Raw genomic sequence first — 13,062 nt, forward strand, 5'->3', positions numbered from 1 at the left:
GACCCCGCGAGGAATCGGATCACCAGCCAGACCCCGAAGCGCTGCCCGGTCACCGACACCATGGTCACCGTGGGGTTGAGCCCCACCAGATCGAGCGCCCCGGCCTTGGTTCGGCGGAGCACGTCCATCGCCCGGAGGAGCTCGACGTTGGTGAGCCCCTCGAAGCGCGGCGTCCCCTGCATGGCGACGTAGCCCCCGTCCAGGACGTCGAAGTCGACGCTCACGTAGATGGCGGCGCAGCCGTTCCCGGCCACCTCCACGGCGTTCTCCACCACCTCGACGATTCCCTGCCGCCGGACGTCCTCCAGCGTGAACACGGTGAGGCCGTGCTTCTCCGCGAACTCCCAGTCATCGAGCCGCAGGTAGCCGTTGGTCCCGATCCACGCCATGTGCCGGGCGTCGACGGCCTGGGAGTCGAGGATACGCCGCGCGGTCGTGCCCCGCCACACGGTGCCCCAGACCGGGTCGCGCTCGCCCAGGTCCAGCTGGCTCGAGAACTGGACGTAGCCGATGGGCCGACCGGTGCGCTCCCGAACGGCGTCGGCGAAGCCCTGGACCAGCGGGCCGGTGACGAGGTGGTCGCCGCCGAGGATGACCGGCAGCGCTCCCCGCCGCGCGATCTCGCCCATCGCCTCCCGGAGCGCGGCCTCGGTCCGGGGCCAGTCCAGCGGGTACGCGTTGAGGTCCCCGAGGTCCAGGATCCGCAGCCGGCCGGGCCGCTTCATCCGATCGCCGGTGATGATCTCCACCATCTCGCCGCGGGAAAACGCCCCCGCGTAGTACTGGGAGGTCTCCCGGTAGGCCCGGGGGGCGAACCGGGCCCCGACCAGCCCCGCGCAGGAGAGGTCGTAGGAGACGCCGGCGACCGCGACCATGCCCTCGCGGAGGTGCTCCACGTCGCCCTCCGGCACCCCCAGGAACGTGAGGATGCCCGGTGTCTCCGGGTATGGCGGCTCTCGCTCGCTGGTCATGGCGGCCTCGGCCGGTCAGGCCCCGAACACCCGGGGGGCGATCAGCTCGACGATGGCCTCGGCCGCCAGCCGCTCCGACCGGCCCCGCTGGTCCAGGCCTGGCGCGACCTCGACCACGTCCAGCGCCGCGATGTGGCCGGCGTGGGACAGCTCCCGCATCAGCGCCAAGACCTCGGCCGGGGTGAGCCCGCCCACCAGGACGTCCCCGGTCCCCGACGCGTATCCCGAGTCCACGACGTCGATGTCGAGGCTCAGGTAGACGGCCTCGCACCCCGCCCCGGCCGCCGCCAGCGCCCGCTCGATCGTGCCCCGGGCGCCGGCCGCTCGGGCGTCGTCCGCGGTGATGACGGTCATGCCTTGAGCGCGGGCGAACTCCCACTCCGGATAGGTGACATATCCCTGGGTGCCGACGAAGGCGACGTTCCTCGGGTCGACGCTCCCGCCCTCCACGAGCCGCCGGATCGTCGCCCCGTGCCAGTCGGGTCCCCACACGGCATCCCGCTCACCGAGGTCGAGCTGGGTCGAGAGCTGGATCAGGCCCACCCGCTTGCCGATAGCCTCGACGACCCCCTGGACGAGCGGGACCGTGATGAAGTGGTCGCCGCCCAGGACGACCGGGAACGCGCCCCGCCGGACGATCGCCGCCGCCGCCCGCCGACAGGTGTCGAGCGTCCGGGCGAGGTCCATCGGGTAGACGGGCAGGTCCCCGACGTCGACCAGCTGCGCCCCGGCGGGAAGCCGCAGGATGCGCCCGGTCCCCACGTGGATCACGGCCTTGCTCGTCGAGGCATAGAGGTCGTAGGTGAAGTCGACGCTCGCCTCGCGGATCCCCTTCGGCCCCTGCCGGACGCCTTGCCGCGAGCTCGACGTCCCGTCGTGGGCCACGCCGGCCACGGCGACCATTCCCGCCCGCAGCGCCTCGAACGTGCCCTCCGGCATCCGAGCGAAGGTGTTGACGCCGGCGAACGACGGCAGCAGGTCTCGCGTGTACATGGCGAACCCCCTACTCCCGGACAGCCGGGGCAACCCCGCAATCCGGCACCACCGACTCGAGCCGCCCCAGTACATCCAGCGGGTGGTGACAGTAGATCACGTGCTCCCGCCCCGCGGCGACCGCCGGTGGCGGCTCCTCGTCGCACACCGGCCCCAGCTTGATCGGACACCGCGCCTTGAAAGGGCATCCTCGTCCGTCCGGCAGCAGGTCGGGCGGCGCGTCGCGGAGCCGGAGGCGCTCCGCCCGTCCCTCTCCGACGTCGAGTCGCGGCACCGCCGAGAGGAGCGCCTGCGTGTAGGGGTGGTAGGGCGGCTGGAGGACGGCGCTGGTCGGGCCGACCTCGCACAGCCGGCCGTGGTACATGACCGCGATCCGGTCGGCGAGGTACGAGACCACTGAGAGGTCGTGGGAGATGAAGAGCAGGCTCACCCCGAGCTCGGCCCGGAGATCGGACAGGAGGTTCACGATCCCGGCCTGGAGCGAGGCGTCCAGCGCCGAGACCGCCTCGTCACAGACCACGAACCGTGGGCTGGAGGCGAGCGCCCGGGCGATGCCGACCCGCTGCTTCTCGCCGCCACTCAGCTGGTGGGGGAGGCGCTCGGCGTAGGCCACGGGCAGCTTCACCAGCTGGAGGAGCTCCCTCACCCGCGCCGGGATGCGGGCCGGGTCCATGACCCGGAACAGCTCGAGCGGACGGCCGAGGATCTCCCCCACGCGCTTGCGGGGGTTGAGCGAGGAATCCGGGTTCTGGAAGACGATCTGGGCCCGCCTCCGGAATGCCCGGATCTCCTCGTCCGTGAGGTCGCCGAGCCGGCGCCCCTCGAACTCGATGATCCCCGAGGTTGGATCGAGCAGGTGGAGCAGGCAGCGGCCCAGGGTCGTCTTGCCGCTCCCGCTCTCGCCGACCAAGCCCAGCACCTCTCCCGCCGCGATCTCCAGCGAGACGCCGTCGACCGCGGCCAGGCGGCGCGGCTCGTACCGGAAGCGGAGCCGGCCGCCCTCCGACACCGCGAGATGGATCGATGCCCAGAACCCGCCGATCCGGAACACCTTGCGCACGTCCCGGCCCCGGAGGAGCGGCGCGCCCGGTGCCCCATCGCGCTGCCGGACCGAGCCGGCCGGCGCCCGGGCGCTCGAGCCGCCATCCCCGGCGGGTGCGGTCCAGGCGAACCCGGCCACATCATGCGCCCGCCAGCAACGGGCGACCCAGTGGTCGCTGATCCGCACGTCGACCTGCGGCTCGCGGGCGCAGCGATCGTGGCGGAAGGGGCACCGCGGCTCGAACAGACAGCCCGGCGGTGGCTCGGTGAGGTCCGGCAGCCGGCCAGGGATCGGCTGGAGCCGGCGCGAGCGCCAGTCCACGCTGACCGTTGGCAAGGAAGCCAGGAGGCCCTTCGTATACGGGTGGACAGGCGCCTTGAAGAGCTCGGCGGCCGAGCCCCGCTCCATGAGCTGGCCCGCGTAGAGCACACCCACGTGATCGCAGAGCCGGCTCACCACGGCCAGGCTGTGGCTGATGTACAACAGGCTCAGCCGGTGACGGGCCTTCAGCTCTTCCAGCAGATCGAGGAGCTGGGCCTCGACCGTCACGTCCAGGGCCGTGGTCGGCTCGTCGAGGATGAGCAGCGACGGCTCGCACGCGATGGCGGCGGCGATCAGGGCGCGCTGCTGCATGCCGCCGCTCAGCTGGTGGGGGTAGGCCTGGGCCACGTCGCGCGTCCGGGTGATCCCGAGCTCGGCCAGGAGCTCTCGGGCGCGCCCCAGGGCCCCGCCGCGCGACAGGCCCCGGTGCTGCTCCAGGGGCTCGGCGATCTGCCGGCCGACCCGGATGGACGGGTTGAGGCACGTCCCCGGGCTCTGAAAGACCGCGCCGATCCGGTCCCCCAGGAGCTTCCGCCGCGCCGTCTTGCCCAGGCGCGAGAGGTCCTGGCCTTCGAAGACGATCACGCCGCCGTCGACGCGCGCCTCCGGCGCCAGCAGGTCCAGGATCGCCGCGGCGATCGTGCTCTTGCCCGACCCCGACTCGCCGACCAGCCCCACGCCCTCCGCCGGCTGGATCGAGAGCGACACTCGGGAGACGGCCTCGATGGGCCCGTACGGCGTGTCGTAGGAGACCGACAGGTCCCGGACCTCGAGGAGCGGCGCGCCGGCCATCTCTAGCGCCGCCCCCGGCCCTTGGGATCCAAGAGCTCCCGCAGGCCGTCCCCCACGAGGTTCACCGCCACGACCGTGATGCACATGGCCGCCCCCGGCACCAGCGCGATCCAGGGAGCCTGATCGAGGAACGACCGCGCCTCGCTGATCATGAGGCCCCAGTCCGCGGCCGGCGGCCGCACGCCGAGCCCGAGGAAGCTCAGCACCGCCCCGACCAGGATGGCGAAGGTCACGCGGAGGCTCGCCTCGACGATGATGGGCGGCCAGGCGTTGGGCAGGAGCTCGTGGAGCACGATGTACCAGGCGGTCTCGCCGCGGGCCTGCGCGGCCTGGATGAACTCCTGTCCGCGCAGGTCGAGCACCACGCTCCGCGTGATCCGGGCCAGTCCCGGCGTGAACAGGCATCCAATGGTGACGGTGGTCTTCCAGAGCGCGGGCGGAGTGACGGTCAGGATCAGCATGACGAAGATCACCGGCGGGAACGCCACGATGACGTCGAGGGACCGCATGATGAGCTCGTCGACCCGGCCCCGGAAGTGCCCGGCGATCAGCCCCAGCGGGACACCGAAGGCCAGGTTCACCAGGGTGGCGGCCAGACCGATGAACAGGGACAGCCGGCTCCCGTCCAGCGTCCGGCTCAAGACGTCCCGGCCCAAATCGTCCGTCCCGAGCCAGTACGTGGCGCCCGGGGCCTTCAGGCGATCCCGGGCATGGATCTCGTCGTAGGGGTACGGCGCGATGTACGGTCCCAGGACGGCCAGGGCCACGATCGCCCCCAGGACGATGGAGCCGGCGATCAGGTTCGCCGGGATCCGCCGCCGTCGTGGCCGGCTTCGCACCCCGGCTCGCCCTGCCGCGGGTCCGCCCGTCAGCCGCGCGGCGTCAGCTGACGACCCGTCCATACCGGATCTTGGGATTGAAGTAGGCGTACAGGAGGTCCGCCCCCAGATTGGTGACCGCGTAGATCACGGTCAGGATGAGCACCATCGCCTGCAGCATGGGGAGGTCGTGGTGCTCGATCGACGACAAGAGGTGGCGCCCCATCCCGGGGAAGCCGAACACCGATTCGATCACCACGATCCCCCCGATGAGGAAGCCGACGTCATTGGCGAGAATGGTGATCGTCGGCAGCAGCCCGTTACGGAGGGCGTGGCGGACCAGCACCGTGCGCTCGGGGATCCCCTTGGCCCGGGCGACCTTGACGTAGTCGCTGCCCAGCACCTCCAGCATGCTCGAGCGCGTCATCCGCAGGACGTGCGCGATCAGGGTCAGCGAGAGCGTGACCACGGGCAAGATCAGGTAAGACAGGAACCGCCCCAACCCCGCGTTCGGCGGGGCGTAGCCGAAGGAAGGCAGCCAGTGGAAGGCGCCGGCGAACACCACGATCAGGATGACGGCCCAGAAGAACTCCGGCACCGAGATGCCGAGGTAGCCGAACAGCGACACGGCGTGGTCGAACGGCGTGCCCTTGCGGACCGCGGCGAGAACGCCGAGGCCGATCCCGACCAGGGTCACACACGCGAGCGACACCCCGGCCAGGACCAGCGACTTCTGGAGCGCGGGCCACACGACGGTGGCCACCGGCTGCTGGGTGACCAGCGATTCGCCCATGTCGCCGCTGAAGAACTTCGACGCCCAGCGCCAGTACTGCACGGGAAGCGGGTCGTGGAGCCCCAGCTTCTTCTCCATGGCGGCCTGGGCCTCCGGCGTCGCGTACTCGCCCAGGATCATCGTGACCACGTTGCCGGGCAACAGGTGTGTGGCGGCAAAGACCAGCACCGACATCACCGCCACCATCACGATGATGGCGCCGATACGCTGGATGACGTAGATAGGCACGGCTAGGTCATTTCGGGGGGGTCTCGGAAGACCCCCCCGATTCCCCCCCGTCGTGGCGGCGGCGAAGCCGCCGCTCGGAGCACCTCGATGCGCCACACGCTCGGTGGCCGGCGCTGGGTTACTGGGACACACCACCGGGCTGGGGGCGGGGCCGGACGGCGCCCCGCCCCCTCAGACGGCGGGCTCCGCCGTCAGTTCCCCAGCGTCACGCTCTTGACGTCGAGCCACATCCGCGGGTGCGACTTGAAGCCCTTCACGAGCTTGTGCACCCCGTTGGCGTGCGTCTTCACGTAGAGGACGGCGCCGGGACCTTCGTCGACGACGATCTTCTGGACCTCGCCGTAGAGCTCCTTTTGCTGCCCGGTGTTGGTCGTCTGGCGAGCCCGGGTGAGGAGGTCGTCCATCCTCTTGTTGCTGTAGTGCCAGAGGTTCTGGTTCCACGACCCGTTGGAGTGATACCAGTGGTAGAGCATGGCGTCGGGGACCGCGCGACCGTAGAAAGTGGTGATCGCCAGCGGCACCTTGCCCTCCACCTCCGCGTAGAACTTGTCCGCCGGCACGCCCTCGAGGTCGATCTTCACGCCGGCCGCCTTGACCTGGTCGCGGATCGTCACCGCGGCCCGCTGCGCTTCGGTGTCTCTCGCGGCGTAGTAGAGCTTGAGGTCCGGGCCGCTCGTGATCCCGGCTTCCTTCAGGAGCTGCCGGGCCTTGGCCGGATCCGGCTTCGGGATGGGAATGTCGGACCGGTAGAAGGGATGGCCCGGCGGGATCGGCGAGTGGGTGGCGACCGCGTTGCCCAGCGTCGCCAGCTCGGCGATGGCCGGCTTGTCCAGCAGGTGGAAGAACGCCTGTCGCACCCGCACATCGTTGAACGGCGGCTGGCCGTTGTGCATGATCAGCCCGATCCAGGTCGCGGATGTCGTCATGTCGACGGCGGCGGTGTCGCTGCCCTTGAGACTCTGCTGCTGCTCGGCGCTCGCCGCCCAGACGAGATGCACCTCGCTGGACTTGAGGGCCGCCACCGCGGTGGCGCGCTCGGGGATGATGCGGAACGTCACCTTGTCGAGCTTGGGGAGCCCCGGCTCCCAGTAATTGGGGTTCTTCTCGAGGACCACCCGGTCCTCCGGCTTGAACTCGACGAACTTGAAGGGACCGGTGCCCACCGGGGACTTGGCCAGCTGCTCGTCGCCCACCCCGGCCGGCAGGATCCGAGCCTGGTAGTCGGCGAAGATGGCGGCCAGCTCGCCGTAGGGCTCCTTCAGGGTGAACCGCAGCGTGTACTTGTCGACGGCCTCCATCCTGTCCACGATCCCGAAGCCGCCCCGGAGGGGCGACCCTACCTTGGGATCGAGGATGCGGTTGACGGTGTGGATCACGTCCCCGGCGTCGAGCTCCTTGCCGTTGTGGAATTTGACGCCCCGGCGCAGCTGGAAGGTCCAGGTCTTGAGGTCGGGGCTCACGTCCCACTTGGTCGCCAGGTCCGGCTCCACCGTCATGTTGCGCCCGATGGCCGTCAGGCCGTTGAACACCAGCATCGCGTAGTTGTACTCGGCCCCGGTCTTCATCCGCGGTGGGTCCAGGGTCTTCAGATCCATCCACACGCCCACGACCAGGTTGGACTCAGCCGCCGCCGGGTCGGGCAGCGCGGCTCCGAAAAGCACCATGACACCGATGAGCGCGCCGAACACGTATGCTCCCCGTCTCCACATCGCCAAGCTCCTGTTCTCTGGCGGCTGTTGGGCTCAGTAGTCGTCTTCGCGTCGGCTCAGGACCTCGCGGTCGAAGATGCGCGGCGCGATGAAGTGCGTGATCAGCTCCGCCGCCAGGCGCATGCTCCGACCGCTCGGATCCAGGACCGGGGACACCTCCATCAGGTCGATGGCTCCCACGTTCGCCTCCCGCAGCACTCCCAGCACCTCCCGCATCTGGCCGGGGGTCATCCCGCCGATGACCACCCCGCCGGTCCCCGGCACGTAGGCGGTGTCGATCACGTCGATGTCGAACGAGACGTAGACGCAGTCCGTCCGCTCCCCGGCGATTCCCGCCGCCCGCTTGGCGACCTCGACCGCCCCCAGTCGCCGCACGTCGGCGTGGGTGAGCGCGGTCGAGCCGTTCCGCTTGAGGGTGGACCACTGCTCCTGGCTCACGTACCCGTGCACGCCGACGAACACCATGTTCCGCGGGTCCACCACGTCCAGCTCCGAGACGCGCCGCGCGTTCGATCCGTGGAAGCGCTTCCCCCAGACGGGGTTGTCGTAGGCGAAGTCGAGGTGGCCGTCGATGTGGATGTAGCCCACTCGCCCCACGTTGAGCGGCAGCCCCTCGCTGAAGCCCCAGAAGGACGGGTACGAGATGTAGTGGTCACCGCCCAGCAGGACCGGGAAGGCCCCGCGGCGCGCCAGCGTGCGCATCGTGGAGCGGACCGACTCCGTGGTCTGCTCGAGGTCGTTCGGGAACACCGGCGCGTCGCCTACGTCGACCACCCGCGGCGTCCCTGGGAGAATCAGCGCGGTCCGGGCATCCTCGCTCAAGGCCCGGCCGGGCGCCCGGGCGAATGACTCGGCAATGTCCGCCGAGGCGGCCCGAATGCTCCGGGGGCCGTAGCGCGTCCCCAGCCGCGTCGTGTGGGTGCTGTCGTGCGGCACCCCGACCAGGGCGACGCAGCCGGCGGAGACCTCCTCGGGCGCCATCAGCGGCGCGTTGAGGAACGTCCCGTAGCTCATGTCGTCACCCGCTTGGCCAGGAGCCGCAGCAGCGCCACCGCCGCCAGCCGCTGGGTCGTGATGGGCAGCTCGACGTTGGGTACCACGTTGACGACGTCCACCGCCGCCAGCGGGGCGCCGGCCAGCACGTCCATGACCTCCAGGAGCTCGACGCTGCTCAGGCCTCCGAGGCGGGGCCCGTCGGTTCCCGGGGCGAATACGCCATCCACCACACTCATGTCGACCGACACGTAGCAGCGCGCCGCGGATCCCATGGCCGCCTCGAGGGCGCGGCGCGCGGCCGCGGCCGTCCCCTCCGCCCGGATCTGCCGCGCCGTGACCACGGTCAGCTGACGGGACGCGGCGAGGTCCCAGTCCGCCGCCGGCACGAAGCCGGAAGTCCCGAGCCAGGCCATGGCCGCCGGCGCCGGGTCGCGGGACCCGAGGATCCGGCGGTTCGTCGCCCCGCGCCACCAGGGGCCCCACAGCTCGTCGTGATCCGCCAGGCAGAGGTCCGCCGCGATCTGCAGGAACCCGATCGGCTCTCCGGTCGCGGCCGCGACCCCACGCCAAAGCGGGTACGCGACGAAGCGGTCGCCTCCCAGGAACACGGGCATCGCTCCGCGCCGCACCAGGAGGATCGCCTGCTCTTCGAGGGCGGCGATGGTCCGGGCGGTGTCCGACGGGTAGACCCGGAAGTCCCCGCAGTCGACGATCCGGCTGGCCGCGCTGACCCGCAGGACGTCCAGCGTGCTCACCTCGACCAGCTCGGTGGCCAGCTCCCGGGCGGTCTGCAGCTGGTTGCCGAGGAAGATCGACCCCTCCCGGATCGCCTTGGGGCCGAAGCGCGCCCCGATCGTCCCCGGCGTCGTGTGGTCCCACGTCACCCCGACCACCGCCACATCGCCCGGATGGACCTGGCCGGGCTCGACCTGCATCGCCCGCAGGTAGGTCGGGATCCCGGCGAAGACCGGGAGCGGGTGGCCGGGATCGAACGCGCTCACCCTCCGGTCTCCTTTCCCGAGAGCCGCGGCAGGAGGAGGGCGAGCAGCGCCCGGAAGGCCAGGTGCTCCGCGCGGCGGGTGCCGTCGAGCAGCGGCGCGACCTCTACCACGTCGACCGCCGCCAGCGGGAACGTGGCCAGGCTCTCGCACACCTCCAAGAGCTCCGCGGGCAGGAGGCCGTCAGAGACGACCCGGTTCCTCCCGGCGACGAAGGCGCCGTCGGTGACGCGGATGTCGATCGACACGTAAAGCCGCTCCGCCGTGCCGAGCAATTCCTCCGCCACCGCGCGGGTGGTGCCACCGAAGCCCGCCCTCCGCCAGTCGGCCAGCGTGACCACCCGCACGCCGCGGCGCTCGGCCGTCGTCCAGTCGACGACCGGCTGCCACCCGTGGACGCCCAGGCAGGCCACGGGGACTTGAAGCTCGAGGGCGGCGCGGAGCGACGCCTCGGGGGCCAGCGGCCGGGTCACTGGCGGCTCCGCCAGGTCCAACGTGGAGGAGACCCGCAGCAGCGCGAGACGCTGGCCCGTGGCACCCGCCACGCCGTCGAGCAGTGGCGCGCTGATGGCCCGGGTCCCTCCGAGAAACACGGGGAGCTGCGCCCGGCGGGCGAGCTCGGCGGCGTCTCCGCGGAGCCGCTCGCCCGGCGTCCCGGGGCCCCCCAACGGATCGAGGTTGCCGATGTCCACGAGCGGCGGCTCGGCCGTGAACTCCACGCGCCGTCCGGTGTCGACATCGACCAGGGTCCCGCGCATCGAGGGCAGGAGCGCGGCGAGGAAGGACACGCTCGCCTCCCGGATGCCGCGAGGCCCGTCGGCGGGGCCTCCGGGCTCCCCCGAGCCGTCGAGGGTGACGCCGGCCACGGCCACGACGTAGGCGGGCATCGCATGGAGCGGCCGCTGGGGGGCGCGCAGGAACGTCGCGATGCCCGCGAACGCCGGCTGGGCCACCTTCATCGGTCTCCGGGTTCGATCCGGTACGCGGCCGGTGCTCGTCTGTCAGGAAGCTTCAGGCTTCTCTGGCAGAGACGCCCACGAAGAAGAAGAGGGCAGCGAGCAGGAGGAGAGAGTTCACGGCGCCTCCGGGCTCCTCGGAACCTGGGGCGACTAAAGCACGTGTGACGTCGGGGCGTCAAGCCCGGTCGGCCGGTCGGCCGCCGGTGTTGGTCCTCGGCCTCACGGATCCTCGTCCCGACGGCGCGTCGCCTTGCCTGCGGGCCCGCCGGTCAGTTCCTTACCGAACGACGACTTCGCGACTGGCCCCGAACGACCAGAAATCAGGCGCGGCCGCGAGTCCCGGAAGAGAAAGCGCTGTCTTTCCGGTCGGCTCGTCAGCGTGAGACCTCATGGCCCTGCTCTTGCACGCCTCTCCTGGTCCGCTCGACTCGGACCCAAGGAGCGGCAATGCCGGACGGAGCAGTCGCGCGCGGCAGCGAGACGATTCTCGTGACGGACGACGAGGCCGACGTCCGTGAGTTCGTGCGAGAAGTCCTCGAGATGCACGGCTACACGGTGCTGGTGGCGCCGAACGCGGCCGGGGCGCTCGAGATCGCCGAGCGGCACGCGGGCCCGATTCACCTGCTGCTGACCGACCTGATCATGCCGGGGATCGGGGGGCGAGACCTGGCGTTGCGTCTGGCATTCCAGCGCCGGGGCCTGAACGTGCTCTTCATGTCGGGCTTCATTGACGACGTGAGGGCACACGAAGGCATCCGGACCGGACGCATGCCCTTCCTGGAGAAGCCCTTCAGGTCCGACGAGCTGGCCCGGAAGGTCCGGCAGGTGCTGGACGCGCCCCGGCGCGCCTGCCCGCCGCATGCCTCCCGCGCCGATGCCTGAGGGGCGCTGCCCGGTTGCACCTCGGCGCAGTCCGGGTAACATAGAAGCCTGAACCGCGGGCGCGACCATGAAGACACTGGCCATCCTGGTCGGGGGAGGACCCGCCCCCGGCATCAACGGTGTGATCGCCGCCGCCACCATCGAGGCCCGCAACCACGGGCTGCGGGTGCTCGGCGTCTACGATGGCTTCAAGTGGCTCACGCAGGGTGATACGGCCCACGTCCGTGAGCTCGAGATCGCCGAGGTCTCGCGGCTCCACTTCGAGGGCGGCTCGGTTCTCCGGACTTCGCGGGAGAACCCGGCCCAGAGCGATGAGGCCCTCCGGACGGTCGTGGCAGCCCTCCGGGGCCTCGGCGTCTCCTACCTCATCACGATCGGGGGGGATGACACGGCCTTTGCCGCCGCCCGGCTCAGCCAGGCGCTGGGGGGCGAGGTCGGCGTGGCCCACGTCCCCAAGACGATCGACAACGACCTGCCGCTCCCTCCCGAGGTCGTGACGTTCGGCTTCACCACGGCCTGCAATCTCGGCAAGGATCTCGTGCACAACCTGATGCGGGACGCGGCGACGACGGAGCGCTGGTTCTTCATCACCGTGATGGGGCGCCGCGCCGGGCACCTCGCCCTCGGCATCGGCGGCTCCGCCGGGGCCACCCTCACGGTCATCCCGGAGGAGTTCACCGAGCGGCCGCTCTCGATCGACCGGGTCGCCGACACCCTCGAGGGCGCCATCATCAAGCGGCGCGCCCAGGGACGAGACCACGGGGTCGCACTCCTCAGCGAAGGGATCGCCGACGCCCTCGACCCGGTGACCCTCGGGCCCGTCGAGCGCGACAGTTACGGGAACGTGCGTCTGTCGGAGCTCGACCTCGGGCAGCTCCTGAAAGAGCGGGTGGGCGCGTCGCTCACCCGGCGCGGGATCAAGATCACGATCGTGGCCAAGGACCTCGGTTACGAGCTGCGCTGCGCGCCGCCGGGGGGCTACGACATCCAGTACTGCCGGAGTCTCGGCTACTGGGCGACCCGCTTCCTGCTCGAAGGCCACTCGGCCGCCATGGTGACGATCCAGGGCGCCAAGCTGATCCCCATGTCCTTCGCGGAGATGCTCGACCCCGGCACCGGGCGGGTCCGGGTCCGCTTCGTGGACGTGACCTCCGAGATGTACCAGACGCTCTACGCCTACATGATCCGCCTCAAGCCCGAGGACCTGGCCGACCCGACCCAGGTGCGGGCGCTGGCCCGGGCGGGCAAGCTCGGCGAGGCCGAGTTCCTCGAGCGCTTCGGCCCCGTTGTCCGATCCGCCCGGTAGCCTCGACCCCGACGGGGCCTATAAGGCCCCCACGAGCCTCACGTCGGGTCTCCGTCCCCGGCCGCGCCGCTCGTCGCCCGAGAAGCGGCGGCCAGGCGGTCTCCCGGGTGTTAGACTGGCGCCATGCTGGAAGAGTCGCGTCCCATCGAGCCCGATCCGGTCGTCGAGGCCTACAAGAAGGACGTGGACCGCACCCTCATCCGGGAAAACCTCAAGCGGACGGTGGAGGAGCGGTTCCTGAACCTCATGCAGCT

The 13,062-nt window shown here is 71.0% G+C and carries 11 protein-coding genes; 2 read left to right on the forward strand and 9 right to left on the reverse strand.

Annotation, left to right across the window (positions count from 1 at the left end; genetic code table 11):
• The 9 genes from VGW35_14970 to VGW35_15010 form a co-directional block, all read right to left on the reverse strand.
• On the reverse strand, positions 1-971 hold a 971-nt coding region (locus VGW35_14970), incomplete at its 3' end, for an arginase family protein (GenBank protein HEV8308961.1).
• Between the two features lie 15 nt (positions 972-986).
• A complete protein-coding gene (locus VGW35_14975; protein HEV8308962.1) occupies positions 987-1,964 on the reverse strand; it encodes an arginase family protein in 978 nt (325 codons plus the stop codon).
• Positions 1,965-1,974: 10 nt separating this feature from the next.
• Complete coding sequence (locus VGW35_14980; GenBank protein HEV8308963.1) at positions 1,975-4,119, reverse strand: ABC transporter ATP-binding protein; 2,145 nt, start codon at positions 4,117-4,119, stop codon at positions 1,975-1,977.
• 2 nt (positions 4,120-4,121) lie between these two features.
• Positions 4,122-4,958, reverse strand: coding sequence for an ABC transporter permease (locus VGW35_14985; protein ID HEV8308964.1), 837 nt, complete (start codon positions 4,956-4,958; stop codon positions 4,122-4,124).
• A 43-nt stretch (positions 4,959-5,001) separates the two neighbouring features.
• Positions 5,002-5,958: an ABC transporter permease gene (locus VGW35_14990; protein HEV8308965.1), complete on the reverse strand. Its 957-nt coding sequence runs from the start codon at positions 5,956-5,958 to the stop codon at positions 5,002-5,004.
• 191 nt (positions 5,959-6,149) lie between these two features.
• Positions 6,150-7,667, reverse strand: coding sequence for an ABC transporter substrate-binding protein (locus VGW35_14995; GenBank protein ID HEV8308966.1), 1,518 nt, complete (start codon positions 7,665-7,667; stop codon positions 6,150-6,152).
• A 33-nt stretch (positions 7,668-7,700) separates the two neighbouring features.
• Positions 7,701-8,681 (reverse strand): agmatinase family protein, encoded by a 981-nt coding sequence (locus VGW35_15000; protein ID HEV8308967.1) that lies wholly within the window; start codon positions 8,679-8,681, stop codon positions 7,701-7,703.
• On the reverse strand, positions 8,678-9,664 hold the full coding sequence (locus VGW35_15005; protein HEV8308968.1) for an arginase family protein: 987 nt from the start codon (positions 9,662-9,664) through the stop codon (positions 8,678-8,680). Before VGW35_15005 ends, VGW35_15000 begins: the two co-directional genes overlap by 4 nt.
• The gene (locus VGW35_15010; protein ID HEV8308969.1) at positions 9,661-10,620 is read right to left on the reverse strand and encodes an arginase family protein; all 960 of its coding nucleotides are present in this window, start codon (positions 10,618-10,620) and stop codon (positions 9,661-9,663) included. Before VGW35_15010 ends, VGW35_15005 begins: the two co-directional genes overlap by 4 nt.
• Positions 10,621-11,067: 447 nt before the next feature.
• Here VGW35_15010 and VGW35_15015 point away from each other — a divergent pair, with 447 nt between their 5' ends.
• Entirely contained in the window at positions 11,068-11,502 is a 435-nt protein-coding gene (locus VGW35_15015) for a response regulator (GenBank protein HEV8308970.1), read from the forward strand.
• A gap of 67 nt (positions 11,503-11,569) precedes the next feature.
• Positions 11,570-12,808: a diphosphate--fructose-6-phosphate 1-phosphotransferase gene (gene pfp / locus VGW35_15020; protein ID HEV8308971.1), complete on the forward strand. Its 1,239-nt coding sequence runs from the start codon at positions 11,570-11,572 to the stop codon at positions 12,806-12,808.
• Positions 12,809-13,062: the final 254 nt, after the last annotated feature.

Source organism: Candidatus Methylomirabilota bacterium (genome assembly GCA_036005065.1).
Lineage (GTDB): Bacteria > Methylomirabilota > Methylomirabilia > Rokubacteriales > DASRDR01 > DASYQW01.

What these genes read in the sequence shown, in the direction of transcription:
- VGW35_15010 (HEV8308969.1), bottom strand. Translation starts at nt 10,620, where the DNA reads ATGAAGGTGGCCCAGCCGGCGTTCGCGGGCATCGCGACGTTCCTGCGC.
- pfp (HEV8308971.1), top strand. Translation starts at nt 11,570, where the DNA reads ATGAAGACACTGGCCATCCTGGTCGGGGGAGGACCCGCCCCCGGCATC.
- VGW35_14980 (HEV8308963.1), bottom strand. Translation starts at nt 4,119, where the DNA reads ATGGCCGGCGCGCCGCTCCTCGAGGTCCGGGACCTGTCGGTCTCCTAC.
- VGW35_14995 (HEV8308966.1), bottom strand. Translation starts at nt 7,667, where the DNA reads ATGTGGAGACGGGGAGCATACGTGTTCGGCGCGCTCATCGGTGTCATG.
- VGW35_15000 (HEV8308967.1), bottom strand. Translation starts at nt 8,681, where the DNA reads ATGAGCTACGGGACGTTCCTCAACGCGCCGCTGATGGCGCCCGAGGAG.
- VGW35_14975 (HEV8308962.1), bottom strand. Translation starts at nt 1,964, where the DNA reads ATGTACACGCGAGACCTGCTGCCGTCGTTCGCCGGCGTCAACACCTTC.
- VGW35_15015 (HEV8308970.1), top strand. Translation starts at nt 11,068, where the DNA reads ATGCCGGACGGAGCAGTCGCGCGCGGCAGCGAGACGATTCTCGTGACG.